Annotated in this window: 31 protein-coding genes; 3 read left to right on the top strand and 28 right to left on the bottom strand. The window is 58.0% G+C overall.

Going from position 1 to position 26,264, the window contains the following annotated elements; all coding sequences use genetic code 11:
* Positions 1-151 precede the first annotated feature (151 nt).
* The 18 genes from VY732_RS05890 to VY732_RS05805 form a co-directional block, all read right to left on the bottom strand.
* Positions 152-658, bottom strand: a complete 507-nt coding sequence (locus VY732_RS05890) for a phage major tail tube protein (RefSeq protein ID WP_016985055.1) — start codon at positions 656-658, stop codon at positions 152-154.
* Complete coding sequence (locus VY732_RS05885; protein ID WP_034154903.1) at positions 658-1,824, bottom strand: tail protein; 1,167 nt, start codon at positions 1,822-1,824, stop codon at positions 658-660. The genes VY732_RS05890 and VY732_RS05885 overlap by 1 nt, the downstream gene beginning before the upstream one ends.
* A gap of 2 nt (positions 1,825-1,826) precedes the next feature.
* Positions 1,827-2,012, bottom strand: a complete 186-nt coding sequence (locus VY732_RS05880) for a hypothetical protein (protein WP_007908808.1) — start codon at positions 2,010-2,012, stop codon at positions 1,827-1,829.
* Between the two features lie 84 nt (positions 2,013-2,096).
* Positions 2,097-2,519 carry a phage tail protein gene (locus tag VY732_RS05875; RefSeq protein WP_077571342.1) on the bottom strand — a complete coding sequence of 141 codons (423 nt, stop codon included), beginning with the start codon at positions 2,517-2,519 and terminating at the stop codon, positions 2,097-2,099.
* 118 nt (positions 2,520-2,637) lie between these two features.
* Positions 2,638-3,162, bottom strand: a complete 525-nt coding sequence (locus tag VY732_RS05870) for a DUF4376 domain-containing protein (protein ID WP_240049773.1) — start codon at positions 3,160-3,162, stop codon at positions 2,638-2,640.
* Positions 3,163-3,177: 15 nt separating this feature from the next.
* Entirely contained in the window at positions 3,178-5,133 is a 1,956-nt protein-coding gene (locus VY732_RS05865; RefSeq protein WP_331694892.1) for a phage tail protein, read from the bottom strand.
* Positions 5,134-5,769, bottom strand: a complete 636-nt coding sequence (locus tag VY732_RS05860; RefSeq protein ID WP_116028760.1) for a phage tail protein I — start codon at positions 5,767-5,769, stop codon at positions 5,134-5,136.
* Positions 5,766-6,761, bottom strand: coding sequence for a baseplate J/gp47 family protein (locus VY732_RS05855; RefSeq protein ID WP_331694891.1), 996 nt, complete (start codon positions 6,759-6,761; stop codon positions 5,766-5,768). Before VY732_RS05855 ends, VY732_RS05860 begins: the two co-directional genes overlap by 4 nt.
* Positions 6,758-7,090: a phage baseplate protein gene (locus tag VY732_RS05850; RefSeq protein ID WP_007908814.1), complete on the bottom strand. Its 333-nt coding sequence runs from the start codon at positions 7,088-7,090 to the stop codon at positions 6,758-6,760. The genes VY732_RS05855 and VY732_RS05850 overlap by 4 nt, the downstream gene beginning before the upstream one ends.
* A gap of 14 nt (positions 7,091-7,104) precedes the next feature.
* Positions 7,105-7,713, bottom strand: coding sequence for a phage baseplate assembly protein V (locus tag VY732_RS05845; protein ID WP_077571339.1), 609 nt, complete (start codon positions 7,711-7,713; stop codon positions 7,105-7,107).
* A gap of 2 nt (positions 7,714-7,715) precedes the next feature.
* Positions 7,716-8,237: a hypothetical protein gene (locus VY732_RS05840; RefSeq protein WP_331694890.1), complete on the bottom strand. Its 522-nt coding sequence runs from the start codon at positions 8,235-8,237 to the stop codon at positions 7,716-7,718.
* Positions 8,238-8,307: 70 nt separating this feature from the next.
* Complete coding sequence (locus VY732_RS05835) at positions 8,308-8,646, bottom strand: phage holin family protein (RefSeq protein WP_077571337.1); 339 nt, start codon at positions 8,644-8,646, stop codon at positions 8,308-8,310.
* A gap of 132 nt (positions 8,647-8,778) precedes the next feature.
* Positions 8,779-9,207: a tail fiber assembly protein gene (locus VY732_RS05830; protein WP_137217528.1), complete on the bottom strand. Its 429-nt coding sequence runs from the start codon at positions 9,205-9,207 to the stop codon at positions 8,779-8,781.
* Between the two features lie 524 nt (positions 9,208-9,731).
* Positions 9,732-10,466, bottom strand: a complete 735-nt coding sequence (locus VY732_RS05825) for an XRE family transcriptional regulator (RefSeq protein ID WP_007908821.1) — start codon at positions 10,464-10,466, stop codon at positions 9,732-9,734.
* A 138-nt stretch (positions 10,467-10,604) separates the two neighbouring features.
* The gene (locus VY732_RS05820) at positions 10,605-10,787 is read right to left on the bottom strand and encodes a hypothetical protein (RefSeq protein WP_077571335.1); all 183 of its coding nucleotides are present in this window, start codon (positions 10,785-10,787) and stop codon (positions 10,605-10,607) included.
* A 90-nt stretch (positions 10,788-10,877) separates the two neighbouring features.
* Positions 10,878-11,258: a DUF1090 family protein gene (locus tag VY732_RS05815; protein WP_137217526.1), complete on the bottom strand. Its 381-nt coding sequence runs from the start codon at positions 11,256-11,258 to the stop codon at positions 10,878-10,880.
* Between the two features lie 556 nt (positions 11,259-11,814).
* Entirely contained in the window at positions 11,815-12,306 is a 492-nt protein-coding gene (locus tag VY732_RS05810) for a hypothetical protein (RefSeq protein WP_331694889.1), read from the bottom strand.
* Positions 12,273-13,031, bottom strand: a complete 759-nt coding sequence (locus tag VY732_RS05805) for a winged helix-turn-helix domain-containing protein (protein WP_123594880.1) — start codon at positions 13,029-13,031, stop codon at positions 12,273-12,275. The genes VY732_RS05810 and VY732_RS05805 overlap by 34 nt, the downstream gene beginning before the upstream one ends.
* 251 nt (positions 13,032-13,282) lie before the next feature.
* Between VY732_RS05805 and mutS the strand changes: the two genes are divergently transcribed.
* Positions 13,283-15,853, top strand: coding sequence for a DNA mismatch repair protein MutS (gene mutS / locus VY732_RS05800; protein WP_331695842.1), 2,571 nt, complete (start codon positions 13,283-13,285; stop codon positions 15,851-15,853).
* Positions 15,854-16,016: 163 nt separating this feature from the next.
* Positions 16,017-16,340, top strand: coding sequence for a ferredoxin FdxA (gene fdxA / locus VY732_RS05795; RefSeq protein WP_008077096.1), 324 nt, complete (start codon positions 16,017-16,019; stop codon positions 16,338-16,340).
* Positions 16,341-16,867: 527 nt separating this feature from the next.
* On the opposite strand, the gene rpoS is transcribed toward fdxA, so the two are convergent.
* The 8 genes from rpoS to VY732_RS05755 form a co-directional block, all read right to left on the bottom strand.
* Positions 16,868-17,878 carry an RNA polymerase sigma factor RpoS gene (gene rpoS / locus VY732_RS05790; RefSeq protein ID WP_038357938.1) on the bottom strand — a complete coding sequence of 337 codons (1,011 nt, stop codon included), beginning with the start codon at positions 17,876-17,878 and terminating at the stop codon, positions 16,868-16,870.
* Between the two features lie 106 nt (positions 17,879-17,984).
* A complete protein-coding gene (locus VY732_RS05785; protein ID WP_116028752.1) occupies positions 17,985-18,866 on the bottom strand; it encodes a peptidoglycan DD-metalloendopeptidase family protein in 882 nt (293 codons plus the stop codon).
* Positions 18,867-19,078: 212 nt separating this feature from the next.
* A complete protein-coding gene (locus VY732_RS05780) occupies positions 19,079-19,714 on the bottom strand; it encodes a protein-L-isoaspartate(D-aspartate) O-methyltransferase (protein ID WP_171057346.1) in 636 nt (211 codons plus the stop codon).
* Between the two features lie 41 nt (positions 19,715-19,755).
* Positions 19,756-20,505 (bottom strand): 5'/3'-nucleotidase SurE, encoded by a 750-nt coding sequence (gene surE, locus VY732_RS05775; protein WP_007908831.1) that lies wholly within the window; start codon positions 20,503-20,505, stop codon positions 19,756-19,758.
* Entirely contained in the window at positions 20,493-21,551 is a 1,059-nt protein-coding gene (truD, locus tag VY732_RS05770; RefSeq protein ID WP_123594882.1) for a tRNA pseudouridine(13) synthase TruD, read from the bottom strand. The genes surE and truD overlap by 13 nt, the downstream gene beginning before the upstream one ends.
* A complete protein-coding gene (gene ispF / locus VY732_RS05765; RefSeq protein WP_034149878.1) occupies positions 21,548-22,021 on the bottom strand; it encodes a 2-C-methyl-D-erythritol 2,4-cyclodiphosphate synthase in 474 nt (157 codons plus the stop codon). Before ispF ends, truD begins: the two co-directional genes overlap by 4 nt.
* 44 nt (positions 22,022-22,065) lie before the next feature.
* The gene (gene fghA, locus VY732_RS05760) at positions 22,066-22,917 is read right to left on the bottom strand and encodes an S-formylglutathione hydrolase (protein ID WP_176091695.1); all 852 of its coding nucleotides are present in this window, start codon (positions 22,915-22,917) and stop codon (positions 22,066-22,068) included.
* 90 nt (positions 22,918-23,007) lie between these two features.
* Positions 23,008-24,120, bottom strand: coding sequence for an S-(hydroxymethyl)glutathione dehydrogenase/class III alcohol dehydrogenase (locus VY732_RS05755; protein ID WP_008081726.1), 1,113 nt, complete (start codon positions 24,118-24,120; stop codon positions 23,008-23,010).
* Between the two features lie 116 nt (positions 24,121-24,236).
* Here VY732_RS05755 and VY732_RS05750 point away from each other — a divergent pair, with 116 nt between their 5' ends.
* The gene (locus VY732_RS05750; RefSeq protein ID WP_331694888.1) at positions 24,237-25,136 is read left to right on the top strand and encodes a LysR substrate-binding domain-containing protein; all 900 of its coding nucleotides are present in this window, start codon (positions 24,237-24,239) and stop codon (positions 25,134-25,136) included.
* A 139-nt stretch (positions 25,137-25,275) separates the two neighbouring features.
* Here the strand turns inward: VY732_RS05750 and ispD are convergent, their stop codons facing one another.
* Both ispD and ftsB read right to left on the bottom strand, forming a co-directional pair.
* A complete protein-coding gene (gene ispD, locus VY732_RS05745; protein ID WP_116028749.1) occupies positions 25,276-25,983 on the bottom strand; it encodes a 2-C-methyl-D-erythritol 4-phosphate cytidylyltransferase in 708 nt (235 codons plus the stop codon).
* Complete coding sequence (gene ftsB / locus VY732_RS05740; RefSeq protein WP_007908838.1) at positions 25,980-26,258, bottom strand: cell division protein FtsB; 279 nt, start codon at positions 26,256-26,258, stop codon at positions 25,980-25,982. The genes ispD and ftsB overlap by 4 nt, the downstream gene beginning before the upstream one ends.
* Positions 26,259-26,264 lie beyond the last annotated feature (6 nt).

Raw genomic sequence — 26,264 nt, 5'->3', positions numbered from 1 at the left:
ATTCCTTGGTGATTCTTTTTTAGGGGTGTCGCTATTCCCTTGTAGGAGTGAGCCTGCTCGCGATAGCGGTCTTTCAAGCACATTGATGTTGCATGTGCTGACCTCATCGCGAGCAGGCTCACTCCTACAGGTTTTTGTGTTGTGCCGAGGGTTACGGCATCAGCACCGCACGCCGGGCATCACCGAGGATGTCGACGCCGTTGAGCACGAACTTCTGGGTGCGCACGTCGATATCGATCACCGGTACGCCGTTTTCCAGGCGGTTGTAGGTGCGGCAGGACAGCTCCAGATTGGTCTTGGGTTTTTCACCCATTTTCACGGCGGTTTCTTCGAGGGACTTCAACTTGCCGCCGACGGTGTGGTAGGTGAACCAGGTGTTGCCATCCTGATCCTGACCGGCTTCACGCACGTTCAGCAGGATGTCGTCGCCCAGCTTCACACCCAGTGCGAGCATGACTTCGGCGCCGAGACCTTGCAGGGTCAGCTTGGCGTTGAGCGCTTTGCCGCCCTTGGCCATTTCCTCGACGATGAAGCGACCGCCACGCATCTCTTCCACATCGAATTCGATCTTCGGCGGAGTGAATTCTTCAACGGTCGCCGACAGCGGCAGGCCTTGCAGGGTGGCCGCGATGGCCTGTCTTACGCGGTTGGTAAACATTAGAGAACGTCCTCCAGGAACTGCTCGATGATTTCATCGCGGGCGTTGAGTTGATAAACCATGTGTTCGTTCGGCGCGTAGCGGCCGTAGTCGATGACCACGTACCAGGTGCCGTTCTTGTACTTCTCGACGCTGTTCAGTTCCGGGTGCAGATACACGCTGCCGCCAGGAATGGTTTCGTCGGCGACCAGGGTTTGCAGCCAGTCGTTGATGCGTTTGACTTCCTGATCCATGAACGACTTGGTGAGGTTCTTGGCCATGGCTTTCTGGCCGGCCTTGACCAGCTTGCGGCTGATCGCATCTTCGAGGCCGACGTAGCTGATGAACTTGCCGGTGATCGAGCGGTTACCCAGCAGCGAGAAACCGCCGAGCACGGTGCGGGCGTAGTAGCTGACGCCGTAGCGGTTGAGCAGATCGCCTTCAGTGGAAGTGTCGAGGATGTTGTATTCAACGACCCGCGAAACGTCCTCGGCGTAGGTCACCTGGTTGCCCGGGCTCTCCCACTGCTTGACCTTGGCCAGCGCGGCAATCGCCAGACTGGAAGGCGACAGGAAGACGTTTTTCTTCGCCGCTTTCGAATAAACGGCAGGCATGTTGTGGACCACCAGGCAGCGGTCGAAACCGAGATCGGCGCCGCCGAGTTCCTGGCTGTACAGCACTTGATCGGCGACCGAGGCATCCTTGCCGTCCAGCACCACTCGGGCCTTGATGCGCTTGCCGAACGAGGCGAACTCGCTGGCCACCGCTTTGGTGCCGGTGAAGCCCGGAGCACCGATGATGGTCAGGTCTTCCGGAACGCTGCCCAGCGCAGCCAGACCGAGCTTGCGGCCGGTCAGTGGATCAACACCGCCGATCACATTGTTGACGGTGTCGGCCGGAGTCGCGCCCGCTTCGACGATCACCACGTAGACCGGCACCTTGACCACTTTGAGGATCTGGTAAACCGCGTGATACAGGGTGCCCTCTTCCGAACCGGTCGGATCGAGCAGTGCATGGGTGGTGAAGCTGTTGATGCGGAACGGGGCGTTACGCGGAATCAGCGGATCGGCTTTCGGCGCAGTGCCGACCAGACCGATGACGTTGTCACCCAGGCCACCCATGGCCTCGGGGGATTCGGTGGCATTGACGGTAATGCCGTTGTGCTCGAAGTTCAGAACCTCAGCCATAGTCAGTCAGCCTTCTTGGCAGCGGCCTTTTTGGCCTGGGTGGTTGGGGTTTTCAGTTCCAGTCGACCGGCGAAGTGCAAGGCACTGGCCTCGACGTCGAGCAGATCGAGGTCTTGACCGATGCTCGACCAGTGCCCACCGCCGGTGGGGAATGGGACGAGCACGGTGTAGGTTTGGCGGGTTGCCATTTTTCGTTTCTCCATAAACGGCCAAGCCCCTCTACGGGAGGGGCTTGGGGGGACAAGAAAACGCCCCGACGGTGCGGGGCGTTTTTATTCGGGCAGGCTAGCGAGCCACTCCGGCGCAGCCGGGCGGTGTTCGCTCAAGGGCAACTCACCGCCGACCGGCCAGATGCGCAGCACGTGGCGATAGTTCTGCAACTCGATGTATTGCGCCGGGGTCAGCTGGGTTGGCCAACGGTCCACCTCGTCACGGTGCCGGTTGACCACGGGATCAGTGAGTGCGATCTGCTGTTTGCGCCAGTAGCGCTCAATGCTCTCAAGTTCCGCAGGCGTTGGCCCCGGCGGATCAACCAGCACCGGGTAGTTGTCATCATTCATGACGATAATCTTGCCGGTAGACCGCCCGTTCACTAACTCAAGCCAGTACTCACGCGAGATTTCAACTGCATCGCCTGGAATTTCTGCATGGATGGCTGGATCGTAAAAACCGCCGGTGGAGGGTGCGTAAAACATAGGTTCTTCCTTGTGTGATAAGTAACGACTCTAAAACCAACCGCCTGGGTGGCCAGATATGGAAACGCCCCACGGTGTGGGGCGTTTATTGAAGCGCAGTGATCAGTGCGGGCAGTGCCTAGGCCGGCCAACCTACAGCGAGCATTTCATCTTTATAGGTTCCAGCCTCAAAAGCCTGGAGCAGATCAAGTTCGCGATCAAAGCAGGCCTGAACGTGTGCCCGGACAGCCTTGGCGATGGCAATGATTTGTTCGGCGCCGATCTCGACGAAGCCGTCGAGGGTCTTGAAGTTGCAGCGGTAATCAGGATCAAATATGGCTGAGAGGCCGGTGCTGGCGATCAGAGCCTGACTGTCGCGGGTTGTTTCGATATTCAAAGCTTCAACGAATATCGCTGACGTTTCGTGTCGAAAACGTTCGGCAGCAAACAGTGCTGGATAATTCGGCTCAATCTTCGGAAAAGGCGACTTGACCACTTCGCCGTCGACCAACCGCCACACACCGTCTGTCTCGTTGATCGTTCTCAGGAAGAGCTCATCGCTGATCTCAACTGCACCTCCAGGAACATTTTTTCCATGTATTGCGGAGTCGTAACGACCCGAGAGGTTTTGCTGTTCATCAAATACAACCAGTTTTACGCTCACAATAAATCCTCAGGCTTACCAGCCAATAGCGACCCAATAGAACGCTTCTGCCACTCGCGTTCCGGAAAGGAAAGCACCCGCACTAAAACCTGCCTTACCCGGCCCATCAGTCCGAAGCATGACATTTGTATCTCTAGTACCGCCGCCACCGATATAAGCGGTCCCATTGAGGGATACCAACCTCGTCGGAAATGTCATCGGGAACAGGACAGCCAGGTCTGCGGTTGCCGTGGTAGTGGTGGTGCCCCATTGAATAATCAATCCACTCGGGAGCTGCTGGTAGCCGTTCGGTGACAACGACGCCGAAAATTCATTGGAGTACTTCAGCGAAGAAACGCCTTCTTCGACGACGTAATAGTTGTCGCCGCACGTTACAACAGCGTTAGAGCCACTCTGGATCGTGATGCTATTGAGCGCCTTGCCAAGGGCAGAAATACTGTCGTTACCTTGACGATTTACAGTGACGTCACCTGTTCCGATATTGATGATGTAGAACTTGGACCCGACCGGGCTGGCGAGCCGTGAAGGCAGTGTCAGAGCTCCCGGCCCGGTGATGACAATCCTGCGCCCGGCCATTGCCGGAGTCAGTGAAGCTGGAAGAGTCTCGATGTTTGTCTGGCCGCTGAAATTCCCCAACGCGCGCTGGACGAACTCTGTGGTGGCGAACGTCTTGCCATTCTCAAATTGTGGTGCGGTTACCCAATGCGGGCCGGACATGATCGGAGAATACTTCAATGCTCCGTCGCCGCCCTCCATCGTCCAGCCCGTGCCATTACTCAAACGCCGAAACGCCGAAACAGTCGATTGCGGCTGAGTAAAGGGGCCAATAGCGCCATTGATAGCAATCAACGTCTGTCCGGCCTTGGCTTTGAACGTAGCTCCATTCAGGCCAGCCAGAACAGTAACGATCGATCCTTGAGGAACGGCACCAGCGTCGGGAAGTGTGATTGTTGAAGCGGATCCACCAGGTGAAACCAGCTTCCCGACATCGCTCACCGCCAAATCAATGCTGCCCGGATAAGTCACCAGATCCGCATAACTACCCAACGCCCGCTGCACAAACTCGGTGGTTGCCAACAATTTGCTATTGTTGAATTGCACCGGAGTGGGCGCTGTCGGACTGTCTAGGAGTGCCGGTGATTTCAGTGGGGCAAAGCCAACGGTAATGTTCTGGAACATCAGCGCCGTGGTGCCGAGCGCAATCGCTCCATCAGTGACCAATTGCCAGATCGTGTCGGACTGGGTTGTGCCCTGCTCGACGGAAACCGTCAGGCCAGAAGTCACTTTCAAGTTGCTGTCAGCATCTTTTGCACGAGTCCAGACGTCGTTAGCAACTACGTAGATACCGTTGTCTTTTGCCAAGGTCTGGTTCTTCACCAACACCCTGTCACCGGCAATCACCGCGACACCATCAATAGTTTGCGCTGCGGTCAGAATAATGTTGGTCGTCGTCGCAACACGTACCGATTGTTTGGCATCCAGCTTCGCAAGTTCATCCGCCACGTACCCCGTGACCCACGCACGCGTCGCCTTAACCACCGTGTCATCAATCAACAACGTCACCAGCGACGCATTACTCGTCTCGAAAATCGAGCGAATGTAGAACTCTTTCCCCGAACCCGACGTGGCCAGAACCGGTTTGAACGACTCCGGATATTTGACGATGGCGTAAAGAATCCCGGTATCAGTCCAAAGCCCCGCTTCACGCACATACCAGCCACCGACATCAGGCGGAATGGTCACTTCGGCGAGCAGCCAGCTCGGGTTTTTCTCGTCCTGGAACAGCGCATTGAGCGGCCCGCGCCAGACTTCGCGTTTCAGCGCGGTGGCGGTTGCGGCCGGGTTGTAGACCCCGCCCTCGCCGCCGTCACCGACGGAAATCTGCGTCAACTTGATCGGCGTGCCCGCGGCCTTGCACGCCGTTTCGTAGGCAATCCCTGCGTTGGTGAGCAGGGTGTAATAGTCAGCCATTCAGGCCCCCTGAGGATAAATAGTGGATGTTTCGACGGTGTACATGCCGGCGGCCATGAACGCCTCTCCCGAGGTTTCCAGCCCTTCGATGAACACCGGATAAACCGTGGTCAGTTCGCCGCAAAACGTCGCGGCGGCGATGACGTGATTGCCGAAAGCGCTCAAGCCAACGGAGACCGTCAGCACATCGCGCTCGCTCTTGGCATCAGCCAGGCGCCGGTCGAGACGGGCGTCGATTTCTTCGCTGTAGGGTTGGTCGCTGAAGGCGCGTACGGAAAAGCTGTACGGCGCACCGGGCGGTGTCTGTTCGTACCAGGCGCGGATCTCGGGTCTTAACTGCAAACCCTTGGCAGCGTTTTCCAACGCCTTGCGAGTGCCGGCCTGGCGCGCAGTGGGCCAGGCCAGTTCGACGGTCAGGCGCTTTTCTGCCTCCGGCGCGGCGGTGCTCCACTCGGCAACACCGCGATCCGCTGCCAGATACGGCAGAAAGGCGATCGGTGTTTCGCTCGGGTTCATCAGTTCCGGAAACGGCGGCGCGATGCGATCAAGCAGTGCGCCGAAACCCAGATCCAGTCCACGTTCGAGTGCCGAGCTGTTCGCAGGCAACAACGTCGGGCGCTGATTTTTTTCACTCATAGCGTCAGCACCTCAACCTCGACCGCCGTGCAATATGGCGCTTGAAACGCCGTCGTCACGATCGGCGCCAGCGGTTCAAGAATCTGCAGTTGCACGGCACCGGCACTGTGCAGCGTGTAGTCGATCCAGCTCGGATCGACCCGGCCTTCGAGGCGATGACAGCTGTCGGCGTAAGCCTGCAATTGTTGTTGTGCGGCGACTTTGGTCAGGCCCGAATCAGGGCCGGAATTGATCTTCGCGACCACGCGGATCTTGTAGCGCTGAATGTCGGCGGCCTTGACGGTGACGAGGTCAGTTTCCGGTCGTACATCCGGTCGTGCAAAGTGCTGACGAACGCCGTCAAGCAATGTCGTGGAGGGCGTGCCATCACCGTCACGGGACAGGACAGTGACCTGCACTTCGCCCGGTGCCGTGCGCCGAGCATTGCCATCCTTGACCTGCGCGGCGAGACCATCGGGGTTGAAGGTGTAAGTGACATTCACCACACCTGCCTCGGTGGATTCGACTTGCACCGTCGGACGCTCGCCAAGGGTGAAAACTTCGCGGCGATACTGCATGCGCGAGCCCGCCGCCGGAGCGTGTGGCGCCAGGTAATAACGCAGGCGGGCGTCGTCGTCGCTTTCGTAAATCGCCGGCACCGGCGGAAATGCTGCCGGGTCGCCCGCATCCAGTAACTGCCGCTCCAGGCCCATGTCCGCCAGCCGCGCATCGAGATTGCTGCCCGTCGCCCACCACGCCAGCATCTGTTTGATGCGAGCGTTGTATTTGCGCTCGTGGGTTTGCAGGCGCACGCAAAAAGCTTCCAGCGCCAGGGTCAGCAATTCGCTTTCGTTGTCCAGGCTGGTCTTGAGTTTTGCGGCACTGTCCGGCGAACGCGCGCCGACGTATTCGACGACGAAAGTCTTGAACTCGGCGAGCAAGTCTTCGAAGGCTTCAACGGTGATCAGCGCGGGTTCGGCCAATTGGTTCTGGCCGGGGATCAACATGCTCATGTCACGACCTCGAATGTCTGTTGACGGTTTTTCCAGGTGCCGGCGAAGCGCAGCAGCAGACCGGCGCCCTGGCGGCTGGCGACGATCACTTGCGGCTGAAAATCGCTGATCCCGTTCTGCGCGTTATAGAACGCCTGCGCCGCATGGCTCTGTGCCAGAAGCAGGACATCGTCACCGAGGTTCTGCCCCAGCAGCGAGGGGATCAACGAGCCATACAGGGGCCTTTTTTGCCGGGTGCCGAGCGGCGTAGTCAGGGCCCGGGTCGCGCGCTGCACAAATTGCAGCCAGTCGTCGACCGTGGCCCCGCTGTCTCTATCGATTCCGATCATGGGAAGCTCTTGAATCAGGGGCTGATGACGCGGCCCTGGTGATCGACCAATGGGCCGCTGAAGTGCACGCCAGAAGTGTCGATGGTCAGGCCGACGGCACCGAGTTGCAGGGTGATGATTTGTGGTGTCATCGCTAACCGGGCCGGGCCGATGCTCAGCTCCAGCGATTCGCGTGAACCGCTGAAGGCTGCCGGGCCGTTTTGCCAGTGCAGAGTGTGGCTGGCATCGTCGTAGCCGCTTTCGCTGCCGTCCTTATGCACTCGACGGGTCAGCGTCGGCACCGCGGAGGCTGGTGGAAAGCGGTCACTGTTCAAGCCGAACAACGCCACACTCTGTGCGCCGCTTTCGCCGCTGCCGTAGTTGAACAGCAGACACTGCTCACCCACCGTCGGAATCCGCGACTCGCTTTGTGCGCCGGCGCTGGGGTTGAAAAACTTGATCGCTGGCGTGAGCAATCCGCCGTGGCTGACCTGACAGGTGTTGCTCGCGGCATCGACGGTCTGGCAAATGCCGATGCGGCAAAAGCTTTCGGCGCGGCGGTGCAGGTCGTCGATTTCCGCTTCCATTTCGGCCAGACGTTCGATGATCGGCCCCAGCTGCATGCGCAGTAATGCGTCGAACATGGTCAGGCCTCCAGCGCGGTGTACTGGTCGGGATCGTCAATGTTGCTGACTTCCCAGGTGCGAGCGAATTTCGGCGTGCCCAGCGGGTCGTCAAGCAAGGTCGGGCCGAGGTAGAGGGTCTGATCGAACGTCAGTGTCCAGGTCTTGTATGGCTGGTCGGCACGGACCAGCAGCGACGGCAAACCATCAATGTTGATCGGCACATCGCATTGATCGGCGGGCAGGTCCCAGCGGTTGTCGGTGATCAGGTTTTTCAGCACAGCAATCAGATCGCATGCTGCAAATGCGCTGGCGGAAAGGGCCGGGATGACTTGCAGGGACAACGTCATGACATGCGCAATTCGTCCGTCAGCGGCACGCACTCCCGCCCCGTTTCGATCGAAGTCGATCAACCCCCAGGCCTGATCGCCCGGTGCAGCGAAATCGTCATGACTACCGACATTGAGGTTGAGTCCGGCGGTGTTGCGCAGCGTCGTCGCGATGGCGGTGAACAGTTGCGACGGCTGCTGGATCGGTGTGGGCATACATGACCTCCTTTTCATTCGTCCACGCGCAGCCCTGCCGCCAACATGGCGGCACGGAGAAATACCAGGTTCAAGGTTGGTCGCGAGGTGGTACTTCGCAGACGCCAATGCGCTTGGCGGCCCAGCGTTCATACAGACCGATAGCCACGTCGGCTCCGGCCATTGCGGTGAGGCAGCCGAAAGCGCCAGCGGCCCAGATCGACATGCCAGCGGCATACAGCAGCATGATCGCCGACACGCCGCAGATCATGCAGGCGCCGGAGCGCAGGGCCAGACGGCGCAGCAGCGGCCAGCCACGTGCGCCCTCCTTGTCGGCGCGCCACATTTCGCCGGACACCCCGCCGACAACGGCAAGGAGGATGACCAGCCAGATCGGCATGTCTGCCAACGCTTGTTGCTCGTTTGTCATGTCACGCCTCCGTAGATGATTGATGAGTGATGTGTGTTCGGTTCAAGCGATGTCTCTTCAGGTAGGCATTCCAAAAAGCCCGGCAGTCTCCGGGCTTTTCAGTAATGCGGCCCGGAAAACCGCACAGCTGATTTAAACGAAAGGGAAAGGAATCGTTGGCCAAGTGATGGTGTACGGGAAATCAGGTTGATTTTTGTATTCGCTCACGGCGACTACGTATTGCTTGAAAGCCAGTAACGCTGCTTCTTCAGCAGGCGTTGCGACGCCCAGATCCACCTTGTAATCAAATGGATTGAGCAGCAGCCATTTTTGCGTGTCTGCCAGCAACAGGGTCGCAATCTCTCGGCCTTCACGTACTAGCTGGTCATAGGTAGGCGCGGCAAACTCCCAATGATCACCGACCCTGAAAGCACTCCATCCGACCTGGACTGTCGTGTTACCCGTGACATCCACCCATTCTCCCAACACAGTATCTGGAGGGTTTACTGGCATCGTTTCATCGGTATCCAGAATTTGATAAACCTTCAGGTTGTACAGTGCGATAAAAACGTATCGATTCATGCAGTTCTCCTTTTTAGATTTACAACACCTGGCGGTTGGCGGCTCGAGCAGATCGAAGCCAGGCAGGCATTCCAAAAAGCCCGGCAGTCCGCCGGGCTTTTCAGTAATGCGCTCCTTCGCCTTCCTTCAAATCCTGTGTTCAAGAAGGAAGCTGACTGTTCGGCGCTACTGGCGCGGTACGAGTCCATTCAAATTGTTTTTCCGACCGCGGTCCCTGCCCGCCGGATAACTGCTTCTGGTGCTTTACGCTGCACACCCGGGTCAGTTGCCAACCCTCTGAACCGTTGAGGCCGGTTCATCGCTGCCTGTTCTTGTGGAACTAAAGAGCTTTCTTGCCAGCCGCTTTGTCGAGCGGCTTGGTGGCAATAATATGCATGTATGCATATCCAGTCAATGCGCAAATGCATTTATTTATGCATGATAAATGCGTAGGTGCATGGGAGCCCCGCAGTTCAAGGGTTTGGCGGTTTCATCAAGGCGAAAAAAAACCCGCCAAAGGACGGGTTTATCTGAAGAGGGTCTGGTTAGCGGGCGTACATGCCCCACCAGAAGACGTGACCGAGGATGACGATCTGCTCTTCCTGGATTTCCTGGAAGCTGTAGTCCTCGTCCGGGTGTTCATCGCGATTGAAGCTGCGCAGACGAATGCCGGTGGGCAAACGGTAGAGTTGCTTCACGCGTAACTGGCCGTTGTGATTGATCGCGTACAGGTCGCCATCGATGATGTCGCCGATGCCGCACTTGCCCGCATTGACGCCGACGGTGGCGCCATCGCGCAATACCGGCAACATGCTGTTGCCGCGCACTGTCACGCATTTGGCCTGGTCGAACTGCACACCGTTATGGCGCAGGCTGCGTTTGCCGAAGCGCAGGCTAGAGCGCTCGCTCTCTTCGATGACGAATCTTCCTGATCCAGCAGCCAATTCAACCTCGCGAAGGAACGGCACCGATACTTCGTCATCATCGACAGGCGTATCGTCGTCCCACAGCATTATGTCCTTGAGTTCCGCGTGTACATCATCACGCGCGGCACCGGCCGATGGCGCGACATCCGCGCGCCCGCGCAACTGATCGGTGCTCACGGCGAAGTACTCGGCGATCTTCGAGATGTGTTTATCCGAGGGATCGACGATCTTCCCGCTGAGAATCCGCGAGAGTGTGGATTGGGGCACGCCGGTGCGACGGTGGAGCTCCGTGGGGGAGATCCCGTGCTGGTCGAGCAGTGCTCTTAAGACGGAGGCTACGTTGCGTTTTTGCATAACGCGCATAGTGCTTGAAGTTATTCGTTAAGACAAATGCTGATTTGCATAATTAACGCATAAATATGAAACCAGATGCAAAATGATATTGCCAAGCCATCATTTTGCATCGAATAACGGCCCGGTTCCAACGTGCGGTCAGCCTTTGACGCGACGCGCGGCAGCATTGGCTTTTTTTAGTCGATCGGTTCTGGCCTTTCTGTCGTAATCGTCCTTGGCGCCCATGATTCCCCCGGCAGCGTGCACCCAGTCAGTGGCGGTGCAGCCAGAGATCAGCACAGCAGAAGTAATGACTGAAGCAAAGATAAGGATATTTTTCATATTCGGTTCCCCGGTGTCACTGATGAGCCTGTTGAATTACAGAGTTGAAAAAAGAAAACCTGCTGCGGCGTGTTCGCCGTGGTTGACCCTTTACTCATCCATGAGCTTTTGCAGTTTTGTCTGAGCTCGTTCGAGCCTGGCTTCCTGTTTCTTGATGACTTTCACATCGCCGTACTGACGCGCGGCCTCCAGATAGTTCTGTCTGCGTCGCACTTCGGCTTCGGCCTTTTGGATGGAGCTAGAACGGTCATCTTGCGCGGAGGGTTCTTGGCAATAACGCTCGACATTGGCCAGCGCCCGCTCCAGACCGGACTTGCGATATACATTGTCCGCCTTATCGGCGCGCTCAATTTGCAACACAAGTTCAGCGCGGCGCTGCGCGCAACTTTCCCGCGAGTCAGCCCTTGAACTATCGATGATCAAAACGCTGCCAATCAGCAGGGACAGATTCCACAACAGACTTGATCTCATCAGACAAGCCCCAGATAGTTGTTTTCTCCAGCGCGCCCATGAAAGTAGCTCACACGAGACCATGCCTCGCGACTAACTAACGTTTCCCGTATAGCAAAAAGTGCTGCCTTCAGCATTTCGCAACAACGAACTCTACACATTGGGAAGTGTTCGACCATCCACGCCACTGGTACGTAAACATGATCGAAGCACAGCAACACCGGAGTACGATCAGACAACGTGGAAATACTGACGTCCTTTTCTTTTCCACCCATAACCGCCGGCACAAACACGATACCTTCCCTATTTATTGCAATTGATCGCTTCCAGACGGGAGACTTGGCCCCATGAGCACTGCGCACGCAAAACCAAAGCATCTATAACGTTCCTCAACAGCTTAAACATCGCCATATTATTCAAGGCAACCAAACAGCCGCACTGCACTGACTCTCGGGTAGTCGCAAGGGCTGTTGGCTTGACTCGAATCACATTAACAACGCAGGAGCGTCAAGGCCTTACAGGCCTCTTACTCAGTCTTACTTAATCGCCCAGAGGCCTTGCACCCCGGGGATTTTCGCTAGCGAGGGACGTGGCATACGCCATTGATCAAGTTATTGATGTTGTAGTAGTACTCGGTATCGGAGAAGTAATTGAACGTCACCATACCGCCTTGAAAACCTCTTTGCATAAACGGAAGTTCATCGCCGGCGGTGTCCGCGTCAAACTTTACAATCGAACGCGTCTTGAACAGAAACCTGGAAGTATCCAGATGGGTTAAGGCAATCTCGAACTTGCGATCATAGGTATAGACTTTGCCTTCAGGGGTTTTAACGACGTAGTGCACATAGAGAGCGCCTTCCGTTGGGTCGATGGTCATTTCTCCAACGCCATGCCAACGAACTTTGTGATCCTGCGTATGGACAAAGTCTATGGATGCAAAACAGGGTGCGCGTGGAATATCGCGATTGATCAAATAAAAATGCTTTATGACCAGAGCACCGAAGATGAATACAGACAACGCGGCAATCACTACGATTATTTTTTTCCAACGAGTTGGTAGTTCACGCATATGGCCTCCCCCTTGCTTTCCGGCTTGATGCACTTGACCAGTAATTGGGAGAGCGGTTTTCGCACATAATAGTTGATATCGGACAGTATAATCGGTGGTTCGAACTCGTTGAGCGCTTTGACAATATCGTCTTTGGACATTCTTTCACTTTCTTCTACATACAACTTCGCCTCACCCTCTTGCCAAATGAGTTTCCACTCCTCCAGATCGGCAGGCTTTTTAAACACCAGATAGGCGTAAAAGACCGGAAGAGCAATTGCCGGCACCAGGATTGCCGGCAAAAGGAAGCGCCAGTAACGACTGAATGGCTTTTTCACCGTGGGAGCGTCGACGATGAAGGGTTCAGCATCATTTACCAGCGCTGGCGGCGACTCAGAGGCTTGAGTCTGCGCGCTGAGCAACCGGATTTCACACAACAGCACCACGCCACGGCGTGGCAAAGTCTTGAGACTGTCCCGCGGCAAACCAACGTCAGCGAAATGCGCGCGGAGCATGTGCAGGGTCTTGTAATAACTGCTGTCGGAAATCACCAGGCCGCGCTCCCCCCAGACTCGGGAGATAAGCTGTTCCTTGTCGGTCACGCCGGCTATCAGCGCCAGCAGCAGGTCACTTTCATTGCTGCCCAGCACCGCTGCCTGCCGCGCCCGGCTGAGGGTCATTTTTTCCGCATCGTAGTAACAATCGCTCGCTGATGCTCCTGAACCGATGCCCTCTGACTGTTCCAAGCTGCGTCCTCAACTGATCTGCAATCCTCGAATTCCGATCATTCGATAGCTTTTCGGCACTATAGGACACAATGCCAACCCGAGCGGCCGCGCGTTGCTGCATCCACCTCAAAAAAACTTCATACTCAGCCCCACTGAATCAACCCACGGGCCGCATCGCTGGCAAACACTCGCCATTTCGTAGATGCAAACGACCCCGTTTTTGCCTTGTCACTTTTTCCGGTAAAGCTAAACCCCTGATGAATAAAGCTATTTCAGACCTGTCCTCCCACACCCCAATGATGCAGCAGTACTGGCGACTGAAGAATCAGCATCCAGATCAGCTGATGTTCTACCGCATGGGCGACTTCTACGAGATCTTCTACGAAGACGCGAAGAAGGCGGCCAAGTTGCTCGACATCACCCTGACCGCGCGCGGACAGTCGGCGGGGCAGGCGATTCCGATGTGTGGCATTCCTTACCACGCAGCGGAAGGCTATCTGGCGAAACTGGTCAAGCTTGGCGAATCGGTGGTGATCTGCGAGCAAGTCGGCGACCCAGCGACCAGCAAAGGCCCGGTGGAGCGTCAGGTCGTGCGGATCCTCACGCCGGGGACGGTCAGTGACGAGGCGCTGCTCGACGAGCGCCGCGACAACCTGATCGCTGCACTGCTGGGTGACGAGCGCCTGTTCGGTCTGGCCGTGCTGGACATCACCAGCGGCAGTTTCAGCGTGTCGGAAATCAAAGGTTGGGAGAACCTGTTGGCGGAACTGGAGCGGATCAATCCGGTGGAGCTGCTGATCCCGGATGACTGGCCGAGGGACTTGCCAGCGGAAAAACGCCGTGGCGTCAGTCGTCGTGCGCCGTGGGATTTCGAGCGTGATTCAGCACTGAAAAGCCTTTGCCAGCAGTTCTCCACCCAAGACCTGAAGGGCTTTGGCTGCGAGAACCTGACCCTGGCCATCGGCGCTGCCGGTTGCCTGTTGGCCTACGCCAAGGAAACCCAGCGTACTGCCCTGCCCCACCTGCGCAGCCTGCGCCACGAACGTCTCGACGACACCGTGGTGCTGGACGGTGCGAGCCGTCGCAACCTTGAACTCGACACCAACCTGGCCGGTGGTCGCGACAACACCCTGCAATCGGTGGTCGATCGCTGCCAGACCGCCATGGGCAGCCGTTTGCTGACTCGCTGGCTGAATCGCCCGATGCGCGATCTGACGGTATTGCTGGCGCGCCAGACCTCGATCACTTGCCTGCTCGATCGCTACCGCTTCGAAAAGCTGCAGCCGCAGCTCAAGGAAATCGGCGACATCGAGCGGATTCTTGCGCGGATCGGCCTGCGCAACGCGCGTCCTCGTGACTTGGCGCGCCTGCGTGACGCCCTTGGCGCACTGCCTGAACTGCAAGTGGCAATGACCGATCTGGAAGCGCCGCACCTGCAAGGTCTGGCGACGATCACCAGCACTTATCCGGAACTGGCGGCATTGCTGGAAAAAGCCATCATCGACAACCCGCCAGCGGTGATCCGTGACGGCGGCGTGTTGAAAACCGGCTATGACAGCGAACTCGACGAGCTGCAATCGCTGAGCGAAAACGCCGGCCAATTCCTTATCGACCTGGAAGCACGCGAGAAGGCCCGTACCGGCCTGAGCCACCTGAAAGTCGGCTACAACCGCATTCACGGCTACTTCATCGAGTTGCCGAGCAAGCAGGCCGAATCCGCCCCGGCGGATTACATCCGTCGCCAGACGCTGAAAGGTGCCGAGCGTTTCATCACGCCTGAGCTGAAAGAGTTCGAAGACAAGGCGCTATCGGCCAAGAGCCGTGCTCTAGCCCGCGAGAAGATGCTCTACGAAGCGCTGCTGGAAGATCTGATCAGCCAGTTGCCGCCGTTGCAGGACACCGCCGGCGCACTGGCGGAACTGGACGTGTTGAGCAACCTCGCCGAGCGTGCGCTGAACCTCGACCTGAACTGCCCGCGCTTCGTCAGCGAGCCGTGCATGCGCATCACCCAGGGTCGTCACCCGGTGGTCGAGCAAGTGCTGACCACGCCGTTCGTGGCCAACGACCTGAGCCTGGACGACAACACGCGCATGTTGGTGATCACCGGCCCGAACATGGGCGGTAAATCCACCTACATGCGTCAAACCGCATTGATCGTGCTGCTGGCGCATATCGGCAGCTTCGTACCGGCGGCCAGTTGCGAACTGTCGCTGGTCGACCGCATTTTCACCCGCATCGGCTCCAGTGATGACTTGGCCGGTGGTCGTTCGACCTTCATGGTCGAAATGAGCGAAACCGCGAACATCCTGCACAACGCCACCGAGCGCAGCCTGGTGTTGATGGACGAAGTCGGTCGCGGCACCAGCACCTTCGACGGTCTGTCGCTGGCATGGGCGGCGGCCGAGCGTCTGGCTCATTTGCGCGCCTATACGCTGTTCGCTACGCACTACTTCGAACTGACTGTGTTGCCGGAAGCCGAGCCACTGGTGGCCAACGTCCACCTCAACGCCACCGAGCACAACGAACGCATCGTGTTCCTGCACCACGTGCTGCCCGGCCCTGCCAGCCAAAGCTATGGCCTGGCAGTGGCGCAATTGGCCGGTGTGCCGAGCGAAGTGATCGTGCGTGCCCGCGAGCACTTGAGCCGACTGGAAGAAACCGCTTTGCCGCATGAAGCGCCGAAACCGGTCGCCAAGGGCAAACCGGCGACGCCACAGCAGAGCGACATGTTCGCCAGCCTGCCGCACCCGGTGCTCGATGAGCTGGCTAAACTGGATCTGGATGACCTGACCCCGCGTCGTGCGCTCGAAATGCTCTATGCATTGAAGAACCGGATATAAGCACTGAAGAAGCGGATATAACGCAAACGGCTTCAAGCTGTTAGAATCTCGCGCGGTTTGGGATGCTGCTGGCTAATAGCCTGGCCAGCAGGTATCGCTCCCGAACCTGGCGACCCCAACCGTGAAGGGGCAACGCTGCCGCCGCCTGAGGAGAAAATTAGAAATGACCTTCGTCGTCACCGACAACTGCATCAAGTGCAAGTACACCGACTGCGTAGAAGTGTGTCCGGTGGACTGCTTTTACGAAGGCCCGAACTTCCTGGTGATTCACCCGGATGAGTGCATCGACTGCGCCCTGTGCGAACCGGAATGTCCGGCTGTAGCCATCTTCTCCGAGGACGAAGTTCCGGAAGAGATGCAGGAGTTCATTCAACTGAACGTTGATCTGGCTGAAATCTGGCCGAACATCACCGAGAAGAAAGAATCGCTGCCAGATGCTGAAGAGTGGGATGGCGTCAAAGGCAAGATCAAAGATCTCGAACGCTGATCTGTCGCGCGCTCGAATGAAAAGGCCCCTTGCGGGCCTTTTTGCTTTTCTGTCTTTTACTTTTCTACGGGCAAAAAAAAGGGGCGGTATGACCCGCCCACATTTTTTCCCTATTCCCTGTATTCCTTTTCATCGTCCTGATGAATCGCTTCCTGCGATGTCCGTTCCCCTCTTCCTTGAAGGGCGTGTCTGTCCGTCGACACAACCCAGATACTAGAGAATTCCCCGGCGAGAGCAATCGGCCCTGAGTCTGGGAAAGCGCTGTAATAAGCACTTCATACTAAAAAATAAATATACAAATCAATATGTTATGCAGCGACATGGAGAGCAATCGACGTCTGCCGTCTTGTAAAGATAGTGAACACTTACGAAAGAGTAAGCCAAGGCTTACACCGCGAGACTACAAACGATGGAAATGCCAACCGTACGTCTGACAATGAAAAAGGCTTGCGAGATGAGCGTTAAATCGAGGCCAACAAAAAACCCCGAACCAGTCGGGGCTTCTTGCGGGCGAGCGTGTGAGGCGCTTACTGGAACAGCGACTCGCTCGACAGGCCATTCTTCTCGAGGATTTCACGAAGGCGTTTGAGGCCTTCTACCTGGATCTGCCGCACCCGTTCCCGGGTCAGGCCGATCTCCAGGCCTACATCTTCCAGCGTGCTGCTCTCGTGGCCGCGCAGACCGAAGCGGCGTACAACCACCTCGCGCTGCTTGTCAGTCAGCTCCGACAGCCATTGATCAATGCTCTGCGACAGGTCGTCGTCCTGCAGCAGTTCACAGGGATCGGTTGGACGATCATCAGTGAGGGTGTCCAGCAGGGTTTTATCCGAATCCGGACCCAGCGAGACGTCGACCGAAGAAACCCGTTCGTTCAGGCCCAGCATGCGCTTGACCTCGCCCACCGGTTTTTCCAGCAGGTTGGCAATTTCTTCGGGTGAAGGTTCGTGGTCGAGCTTTTGCGTCAGCTCCCGTGCAGCCCGCAGGTACACATTGAGTTCCTTGACCACATGAATCGGCAACCGGATAGTCCGGGTCTGATTCATGATCGCGCGCTCGATGGTCTGACGAATCCACCATGTCGCGTAAGTCGAGAAGCGGAAGCCACGTTCGGGATCGAACTTTTCCACCGCGCGGATCAGCCCGAGGTTGCCCTCTTCGATCAGATCCAGCAGCGACAGCCCCCGATTGACGTAACGCCGGGCGATTTTCACCACCAGCCGCAGGTTACTTTCAATCATGCGCTTGCGTCCGGCCGGATCGCCACTTTGCGACAGTCGCGCAAAATGAACCTCTTCCTCCGGAGAGAGCAGTGGGGAAAAGCCGATTTCGTTGAGATACAGCTGCGTGGCATCAAGTGCCCGCGTGTAGTCGATGTACTTATGTTGTTTAAGTGAAGCGGAGTGTTTGGATTTGGAACGAACGGAAGGTGGAGCAGCCCCTTCATCATTCGACATCGAAGATTCCGAATCGATGCCGGTCTCCATAAGGAGAACCTCATCGTCGATGTCAAACTCCGGCACTTCTTTACTGAGAGCCATTGTTATAGTCCTTTGGTGAGTTCGACCCCAAGCTCAAGCGGCGCCTTTATCCTTGGCAGCGCTGGAGCCTGTCCCCTCTACGTGACGGAACAGGCTGGCTTACAAATCAACGTCTTGGCAGGAACTGCAGCGGATCTACAGGTTTACCTTGGCGGCGAATCTCAAAATGCAGTTTCACCCGGTCTGTACCCGTTGACCCCATTTCGGCAATTGTCTGTCCGACCTTGACCTGCTGTCCCTCCCGAACCAACAGCCTGCGGTTATGTCCGTAGGCACTGACGTAGGTTTCGCTGTGTTTGATGATGACTAATTCGCCGTAGCCCCTTAAGCCACTCCCGGCGTATACCACCGTCCCATCAGACGCAGCTAAAACAGGCTGTCCCAAATCCCCGGCGATATCAATTCCTTTATTCAAACTACCGTTTGAAGAGAATTTTCCAATCAGAATGCCATTAGATGGCCATCCCCAGCCGGTCGGGGCCGGGCCTGCCGGAGGCAGTGGAGCGGGTGCTTGCTTGTTGGCGACGGACGGTGCAACGCCAGCAGAACCACCCGTAGAACCGGTGGTTGTGGTGGTCGTCGTGCCATTTGCCTGGCGCCGGATTACCGTAGTTTTGCTCGATGAAGAAGGCGAAGAACTGCTGTTGCTCACCACCGCCGTCGGCGTTGAACCGGTGCGGCCATCGAAGCGAATCGTCTGACCCGGATGGATCGTGTACGGCGTAGGAATATTGTTCCGGGCCGCGAGGGCTTTGTAGTCCCAGCCGTAGCGAAACGCGATCGAAAACATCGTATCGCCCGGACGGACTACATACTGTCCGGTCGTCACGGTAGGACGCTGGGCCACCGCATTGTTGCGATCGACCACCCGCACATTGCTCGATTTGGTGCTGGAGCAACCGACCAGCAAGGTGCTCAAGACAAGGCCAGTCACCAGGCGCTGAAAGCTCGTGTTACCCATACGCTGCGCAATGACTGTGAGACTCACCCGCCGCTCCCTTTGTGGTGGCTGAAAAATGTGAAATGCCGGATGTCGGCATGAGGTGTCGCAAGTATAACGGGCCGGATCGGCTTTACCTTTAATGAAGCGAAATCGCTTCGCGCACACGTTTGCCAGCTGACAATCTGCTGCGTTTAAACCATCGTCGCCGAAGTAAGACACAGGCGAACGAAAGGAATTCAGCACACGCAAACAAATGCTCAGGCCAGCGGCCCATTGAGCAACGGCACGAAACGAACAGCCCCCAGAACGTGTCGGGAAAAACCGTTTTCCTCACGCACGATCAGCAACAATTGCTGCACTTCTCCCGAGCCCACGGGAATCACCATGCGTCCGCCCGGAGCCAATTGATCGAGCAAGGCTTGCGGTACATCCGTGGCCACGGCGGTGACGATGATGCCGTTATACGGCGCCAGCGCCGGCCAGCCTTCCCAGCCATCGCCCCAGCGGAACACCACGTTGCGCAGGTTCAGTTCGACCAGACGTTCCTTGGCACGGTCCTGCAGCACCTTGATGCGCTCGACCGAGAACACTCGCTCGACCAGTTGCGACAACACCGCAGTCTGGTAACCGGAGCCGGTGCCGATCTCCAGCACTTTATCCAGCGGCCCTGCCTCCAACAGCAGCTCGCTCATGCGCGCGACCATATAAGGCTGGGAAATCGTCTGGTTATTGCCGATCGGCAGCGCGGTGTCCTCGTAAGCGCGATGGGCCAGCGCTTCATCGACGAACAGATGACGCGGCGTGCGTCGAATCACTTCCAGCACCTTGGCGTTGGACACGCCTTCTTCGTACAGGCGCTGGATAAGACGCTCGCGGGTACGCTGCGAGGTCATGCCGATGCCGCTGCGCAGCCGGTCTTCGTGTTCACGGGCCATCAGCGCAATCCCTCCAGCCAGCCGTCGAGGCTTCTGAACGCATCGTTAAAGGTGCGATCGAGCTGCAACGGCGTGATGGAAACGTAGCCCTGCATCACCGCGTGAAAGTCCGTACCCGGACCGCCATCTTCGGCATCGCCGGCAGCGGCAATCCAGTAACCGGCCTTGCCACGCGGATCGACCACTTTCATCGGCGCCGCCGCGCGGGCGCGATGGCCCAGTCGGGTCAGCTGGATGCCACGGATATGGTCGATGGGCAGGTTGGGGATGTTCACGTTGAGCACCGTGCGCGGCGGCAGATCGAGCCCGGCATGGGCCTCGACCAGTTTGCGCGCAAAGTACGCCGCCGTCGGCAGATTATCCACCTGCCGCGAAACCAGCGAAAAAGCGAACGAGGGACGCTCGAGAAAACGTCCCTCGAGGGCGGCCGCCACGGTCCCGGAATACAGCACATCGTCGCCAAGGTTGGCGCCGAGGTTGATGCCGGAAACCACCATGTCCGCCTCGCGCTCCAGCAAGCCGTTCAGGCCCAGGTGCACGCAGTCGGTCGGTGTGCCATTAAGGCTGATAAAGCCGTTGGCCAGGTATTGCGGGTGCAGCGGACGGTCGAGCGTCAGCGAACTGCTGGCGCCACTTTTGTCCTGCTCCGGGGCGATAACCACGCACTCGGTGTAATCCGCCAGCGCAGCATAAAGCGCGGCAAGACCGGGTGCGGTTACCCCATCGTCGTTAGAAATCAGAATACGCATGGGCTGTCCGTCTGCCCCACCGGCACCAGATCAACGAGTTCGCGCACCAATACAGTGGCGAAGCATCCGGCCGGGAGGACGAATTCCAGTTGCAGAATGTCAGGCTGGGGATAATGCCACGTCAACCCGCCAATGGGCAGCCGCAGGATGCGACGTTCGTGACTCATACCGGCGTTGATCAACCAATCGCGCAGATCCGCTTCATCGGCGGCAATCCCCTGCTCCAGTTCATGGACAACGCCTGCAGTCGGCGAGTCACCTTCGCCCCACTGCGGGCCGGTCGGATGCAGGTCAAGAATCGCCAGACGCGGGTCGCTGCACTCAGCCTCACCGGCCGGGAAAAAACTGCGGCTGTCGGTAAAGGCCAGCAGATCGCCGACCTGGGCTTTTTGCCAGGTGCCATCGGCGACCCGGGCGGCGAGCACCTTGTTGAACAGGAAGCTGCGCGCGGTCGAGAGCAGGCGCGAACGCACATTACGTTGCTCAGGCAAGGCTTTGCGCGCGGCCCACGCACGCGCATCAACGACGTTGCCGCCGTCATGGCCGAAACGCTGGGCGCCGAAATAATTGGGGATGCCTTGCTTGGCGATCAGTTGCAGACGCTGTTCAATCGCGTCTTTGTCGCCAGTGAACTGAGTCAGGCGCAAGGTGAAACCATTGGCCGAATGCGCGCCGCGTTGCAGCTTGCGCTTGTGGCGAGTGGTCTTGAGGATTTTCAGCGTGTCGTTTTCCGCCGCCGACAGATCCGGATCGGCCTTGCCCGGCAATTGCACGCTGAACCACTGGCGGGTCAGCGCCTGACGATCCTTGAGGCCGGCATAGCTCACCGTGCGCAACGGCACGCCGGCAGCCTTGGCGATACGCCGCGCAGCTTCTTCAGTGTTGAGGCCGCGTTTCTCGACCCAGATCCACAGGTGTTCACCGTCACCGCTGAACGGGATATCGAGGACTTCATCGACCTGAAAATCTTCAGCGATGGCTTTCAGTACCGCACTGCCGAGGGGTTCGCCATAGGCGCGCGGGCCGAGCAATTGCAGTTCATTCATGCGCGCAGCAACAAGGCAACGGAGTGCACGGCAATGCCTTCTTCGCGACCGACAAAGCCAAGCTTTTCGGTGGTGGTAGCTTTCACGTTCACTTGATCCAACTCAACTTGAAGATCCGCCGCGATCAGCGCGCGCATCGATTCGATATGCGGGGCCATTTTCGGTGCCTGGGCAACGATGGTGTTGTCGACGTTGCCGACTTTCCAGCCTTTGGCATGGATCAGCGCGACCACGTGCCGCAGCAGCGCACGGCTGTCGGCACCCTTGAATTGCGGGTCGGTGTCCGGGAAGTGTTTGCCGATATCACCCAGCGCCGCAGCGCCGAGCAAGGCATCGCTCAAGGCGTGCAGCAGGACGTCACCGTCGGAATGAGCGAGCAGCCCGAAGCTGTGTGCAATGCGCACGCCGCCCAGAGTAATGAAATCGCCTTCAGCGAAACGGTGCACATCATAGCCGTGGCCAATACGCATAAAAAAAACGCCCCGATTTTTGTCAGGGCGTGATTCTACCTGCATTAACCCTTGAGGGCGCGTGCATGATGCTGCAAGTGGTCGTCTATAAAGCTTGAGATGAAGAAATAGCTGTGGTCGTAGCCCGGTTGCAGGCGCAACGTCAGCGGATGGCCCGCTTGTTTTACCGCTTGTTGCAAGGCTTCGGGTTTGAGCTGGGTAGCGAGGAAGTCATCGCGATCGCCTTGATCGACCAGCAGCGGCAGTTTTTCATGCGCTTCGGCGATCAGTGCGCAGGCATCCCACTCTTTCCACTTCGAACGGTCTTCGCCCAAGTAACGGGAGAACGCCTTTTGCCCCCATGGGCAATCCATCGGGTTGTTGATCGGCGAGAACGCCGACACCGATTGATAGCGACCTGGGTTTCGCAGTGCGCAGACCAACGCACCGTGACCGCCCATGGAGTGGCCGCTGATGCTGCGTTTATCCGAAGCAGGGAAATGCGCTTCAACCAGTGAAGGCAATTCCTGCACGACATAGTCATGCATCCGATAGTGACGCGACCAAGGCTCCTGCGTGGCATTCAGATAAAACCCGGCGCCGAGACCGAAATCCCACGCCCCATCCGGATCGCCCGGCACATCAGGACCGCGCGGACTGGTGTCCGGCGCAACGATGATCAAACCCAATTCGGCAGCCATGCGCATTGCGCCGGCCTTGTGCATGAAGTTCTCATCGGTGCAGGTCAGGCCCGACAACCAGTACAACACCGGCAGCTTGCCGCCCTGCTCCGCCTGCGGCGGCAGGTACACGGCAAACACCATGTCGCAGCCGAGCACATCAGAGCGATGGCGATAGCGCTTGTGCCAACCGCCAAAACTCTTCTGACAGGAGATGTTTTCCAGACTCATGGGGATTCTCCCAGCTGCAAGTGGCAAGCTTCGAGCGTCAAGAAAAGGCAAAAGCGCCTTTGCTTGCAGCTTGAAGCTTGTAACTTGGGGCTGCTTTTAGAAATGAATGACGGTACGGATGCTCTTGCCTTCGTGCATCAGGTCGAACGCCTTGTTGATGTCTTCCAGGCCCATGGTGTGGGTGATGAAAGTATCCAACGGAATCTCGCCGCTCTGAGCCATGTCGACATAGCTTGGCAACTCGGTACGACCGCGCACGCCGCCGAACGCCGAACCGCGCCAGACGCGACCGGTGACCAACTGGAACGGACGGGTCGAAATTTCCTGGCCAGCACCGGCCACACCGATGATCACCGACTCACCCCAACCTTTGTGGCAGCACTCAAGGGCGGCGCGCATCAGTTGCACGTTGCCGATGCATTCGAAGGAGAAGTCGACGCCGCCATCGGTCATGTCGACGATCACTTCCTGGATTGGGCGATCGAAGTCTTTCGGGTTCACGCAGTCGGTGGCGCCGAGTTGTTTGGCGATCTCGAACTTGGCCGGGTTGATGTCGATGGCGATGATGCGCGCAGCCTTGGCTTTCACCGCGCCGATCACCGCAGACAGACCAATGCCGCCCAGACCGAAGATGGCCACGGTGTCACCCGGTTTGACCTTGGCGGTGTTAAGCACTGCACCGATACCGGTGGTGACGCCACAGCCCAGCAGGCAAACCTTTTCCAGCGGTGCATCCTTGGAAATCTTGGCCACAGAGATTTCCGGCAACACGGTGTATTCCGAAAAGGTCGACGTGCCCATGTAGTGGAAAATCGTTTCGCCCTTGTAGGAAAAACGCGAAGTGCCGTCCGGCATCAAACCTTTGCCTTGGGTTGCGCGAATCGCCTGACACAGGTTGGTCTTGCCCGACTTGCAGAATTTGCACTGGCCGCATTCCGGGGTGTACAGCGGAATGACGTGATCACCCACCGCAACCGAGGTCACGCCCTCGCCGATGGCTTCAACGATGGCACCACCTTCGTGGCCGAGGATCGACGGGAAGATGCCTTCCGGATCAGCACCGGACAGGGTGTAAGCGTCAGTGTGGCAGACACCGGAAGCGACTACGCGCAGCAACACTTCACCGGCCTTGGGCATGGCGACATCGACTTCTACGATTTCCAGCGGCTTCTTGGCCTCGAAGGCAACGGCGGCGCGCGACTTGATCATGCTGACTCTCCAGTGAATCCAATGAATAAAAAACCAGACCAGGAGTGTAATACATAGCTCTACGATGAATAATCCGGACAAAAGCAAAACATTATTGCCACACAGGGATAATCCCGATGTCCGAAAACCGCTGGGAAGGCATCGACGAGTTCGTCGCCGTCGCTGAATGCAGCCAGTTCACTGCCGCCGCCGAACGTCTCGGGGTTTCGTCCTCGCACGTCAGTCGACAAATCGTACGGCTGGAAGAAAGACTTCAGACGCGCCTGCTTTATCGCAGCACCCGCCGGGTGACGCTGACCGAGGCCGGGCAGACCTTTCTGCAACATTGCCAACGCTTGCAGGACGGTCGCGAGGAAGCATTGCGCGCCGTCGGCGATCTGACCAGCGAACCGAAAGGCATGCTGCGCATGACCTGCGCCGTCGCCTACGGCGAACGTTTTATCGTGCCGCTGGTGACGCGCTTCATGGGCCTGTATCCGCAGTTGCGCATCGATATCGAACTGAGCAATCGCCAATTGGATCTGGTGCATGAAGGTCTGGATCTGGCGATTCGCTTGGGCCGCTTGCAGGACTCGCGGTTGGTCGCTACGCGCCTGGCGCCACGACGAATGTATCTCTGCGCGTCACCGTCCTACGTTGAGCGGTACGGTCGCCCACACAGTCTGTCGGAGTTGAGTCGCCATAATTGTCTGATCGGCAGCTCGGACATCTGGCAGCTTGAGCAAAACGGGCGGGAATTTTCCCAACGGGTGCAGGGCAACTGGCGCTGCAACAGTGGGCAGGCGGTGCTGGATGCGGCGCTTCAAGGCGTGGGGTTGTGTCAGCTACCGGACTATTACGTGCTGGAGCATCTGCACAGCGGTGCGTTGATTTCGTTGCTGGAGGCGCATCAGCCGCCGAATACGGCGGTGTGGGCGTTGTATCCACAGCAGCGGCATTTGTCGCCGAAGGTGCGCAAGTTAGTGGATTTCTCAAGGAAGGGTTGGCTGAGCAGCCGGAGTATCGAAGCTGAGTGATGGGTTGCCTGAACTACCGCTTTCGCGAGCAGGCTCGCTCCCACAGGGGATCGGCGGTGAATGCAAATATGGGGTCAGGCGCAAATCAAATGTGGGAGCGAGCCTGCTCGCGAAGGCAATCTGAAAGGCGCCACTGCACTCAGCGGCGGTTAGCCCAACGCTGGCGCAACCACTCCAGATCTTCCGGCCGGGTCACCTTCAGGTTATCTGCCCGCCCTTCAATCAGGCGCGGCGCCAGGCCAGCCCACTCCATCGCCGAAGCTTCGTCAGTAATCACCGCATCCGCCACCAGACTGTCCGCCAACGCCCGATGCAACGCACCGAGGCGGAACATCTGCGGCGTATACGCCTGCCAGATCACGCTGCGATCGACGGTTTCCACCACACGACCGTGCTTGTCGACCCGCTTCAACGTGTCGCGCGCCGGCACCGCGAGCAAACCGCCGACCGGATCATCCGCCAGCTCATCGAGTAACTTGTCGAGATCTTCACGACTCAGATTCGGCCGTGCCGCATCGTGCACCAGCACCCAATCCTCATCATCGGCACCCTGCGCATGCAAATGCAGCAAGGCATTGAGTACCGAGCCAGAACGCTCGGCCCCGCCATCAACCCGCTGAATACGCGGATCGTTGACGCTCGCCAGGTTCGGCCAATAAGGATCATCAACCGCAAGACTGACCACCAGCCCTTTAAGGCTTGGGTGATCGAGGAAACAGCCGAGGCTGTGTTCGAGAATTGTGCGCCCGCCAAGTTGCAGGTATTGCTTGGGACGGTCCGCGGCCATTCGGGCACCGACGCCCGCGGCAGGAATCACGGCCCAGAAGGCCGGCAGGGAATTGATCATTGGGCCAACTGGTAAAGGGTTTCGCCGTCCTTGACCATGCCCAGTTCGTGACGAGCCCGCTCTTCAACGGTCTCCATACCCTTTTTCAACTCGCTGACTTCAGCGTCCATCACCCGGTTGCGCTCCAGCAAACCTTCGTTCTCGGCATGTTGATCAGCAATCTGCTGATTCAGCTCGGCGACCTGCGCCAAACTGCCATTGCCCACCCACAGGCGGTACTGCAGACCGGCCAGTAGCAAGAGCAAAACGAGAAACAACCAGTAAGGACTGCGCATCGAATA

The organism is Pseudomonas sp. ZY71 (assembly GCF_036542145.1).
GTDB classification, from domain to species: domain Bacteria; phylum Pseudomonadota; class Gammaproteobacteria; order Pseudomonadales; family Pseudomonadaceae; genus Aquipseudomonas; species Aquipseudomonas koreensis_A.
Note: the sequence above shows the minus strand (reverse complement) of the source record. Positions and strands in the feature narration are given on the sequence as shown.

What these genes read in the sequence shown, in the direction of transcription:
- VY732_RS05840 (WP_331694890.1), bottom strand. Translation starts at nt 8,237, where the DNA reads ATGCCCACACCGATCCAGCAGCCGTCGCAACTGTTCACCGCCATCGCG.
- VY732_RS05875 (WP_077571342.1), bottom strand. Translation starts at nt 2,519, where the DNA reads ATGTTTTACGCACCCTCCACCGGCGGTTTTTACGATCCAGCCATCCAT.
- VY732_RS05810 (WP_331694889.1), bottom strand. Translation starts at nt 12,306, where the DNA reads ATGCGTGAACTACCAACTCGTTGGAAAAAAATAATCGTAGTGATTGCC.
- VY732_RS05825 (WP_007908821.1), bottom strand. Translation starts at nt 10,466, where the DNA reads ATGCAAAAACGCAACGTAGCCTCCGTCTTAAGAGCACTGCTCGACCAG.
- VY732_RS05780 (WP_171057346.1), bottom strand. Translation starts at nt 19,714, where the DNA reads ATGACCTCGCAGCGTACCCGCGAGCGTCTTATCCAGCGCCTGTACGAA.
- VY732_RS05890 (WP_016985055.1), bottom strand. Translation starts at nt 658, where the DNA reads ATGTTTACCAACCGCGTAAGACAGGCCATCGCGGCCACCCTGCAAGGC.
- ispD (WP_116028749.1), bottom strand. Translation starts at nt 25,983, where the DNA reads ATGATCAATTCCCTGCCGGCCTTCTGGGCCGTGATTCCTGCCGCGGGC.
- surE (WP_007908831.1), bottom strand. Translation starts at nt 20,505, where the DNA reads ATGCGTATTCTGATTTCTAACGACGATGGGGTAACCGCACCCGGTCTT.
- VY732_RS05755 (WP_008081726.1), bottom strand. Translation starts at nt 24,120, where the DNA reads ATGATCAAGTCGCGCGCCGCCGTTGCCTTCGAGGCCAAGAAGCCGCTG.
- VY732_RS05880 (WP_007908808.1), bottom strand. Translation starts at nt 2,012, where the DNA reads ATGGCAACCCGCCAAACCTACACCGTGCTCGTCCCATTCCCCACCGGC.
- VY732_RS05855 (WP_331694891.1), bottom strand. Translation starts at nt 6,761, where the DNA reads ATGAGCATGTTGATCCCCGGCCAGAACCAATTGGCCGAACCCGCGCTG.
- VY732_RS05845 (WP_077571339.1), bottom strand. Translation starts at nt 7,713, where the DNA reads ATGTTCGACGCATTACTGCGCATGCAGCTGGGGCCGATCATCGAACGT.
- ispF (WP_034149878.1), bottom strand. Translation starts at nt 22,021, where the DNA reads ATGCGTATTGGCCACGGCTATGATGTGCACCGTTTCGCTGAAGGCGAT.
- truD (WP_123594882.1), bottom strand. Translation starts at nt 21,551, where the DNA reads ATGAATGAACTGCAATTGCTCGGCCCGCGCGCCTATGGCGAACCCCTC.
- fdxA (WP_008077096.1), top strand. Translation starts at nt 16,017, where the DNA reads ATGACCTTCGTCGTCACCGACAACTGCATCAAGTGCAAGTACACCGAC.
- VY732_RS05815 (WP_137217526.1), bottom strand. Translation starts at nt 11,258, where the DNA reads ATGAGATCAAGTCTGTTGTGGAATCTGTCCCTGCTGATTGGCAGCGTT.
- VY732_RS05820 (WP_077571335.1), bottom strand. Translation starts at nt 10,787, where the DNA reads ATGAAAAATATCCTTATCTTTGCTTCAGTCATTACTTCTGCTGTGCTG.
- rpoS (WP_038357938.1), bottom strand. Translation starts at nt 17,878, where the DNA reads ATGGCTCTCAGTAAAGAAGTGCCGGAGTTTGACATCGACGATGAGGTT.
- VY732_RS05830 (WP_137217528.1), bottom strand. Translation starts at nt 9,207, where the DNA reads ATGAATCGATACGTTTTTATCGCACTGTACAACCTGAAGGTTTATCAA.
- VY732_RS05835 (WP_077571337.1), bottom strand. Translation starts at nt 8,646, where the DNA reads ATGACAAACGAGCAACAAGCGTTGGCAGACATGCCGATCTGGCTGGTC.
- VY732_RS05860 (WP_116028760.1), bottom strand. Translation starts at nt 5,769, where the DNA reads ATGAGTGAAAAAAATCAGCGCCCGACGTTGTTGCCTGCGAACAGCTCG.
- VY732_RS05865 (WP_331694892.1), bottom strand. Translation starts at nt 5,133, where the DNA reads ATGGCTGACTATTACACCCTGCTCACCAACGCAGGGATTGCCTACGAA.
- VY732_RS05850 (WP_007908814.1), bottom strand. Translation starts at nt 7,090, where the DNA reads ATGATCGGAATCGATAGAGACAGCGGGGCCACGGTCGACGACTGGCTG.
- VY732_RS05885 (WP_034154903.1), bottom strand. Translation starts at nt 1,824, where the DNA reads ATGGCTGAGGTTCTGAACTTCGAGCACAACGGCATTACCGTCAATGCC.
- VY732_RS05750 (WP_331694888.1), top strand. Translation starts at nt 24,237, where the DNA reads ATGTCCGAAAACCGCTGGGAAGGCATCGACGAGTTCGTCGCCGTCGCT.
- ftsB (WP_007908838.1), bottom strand. Translation starts at nt 26,258, where the DNA reads ATGCGCAGTCCTTACTGGTTGTTTCTCGTTTTGCTCTTGCTACTGGCC.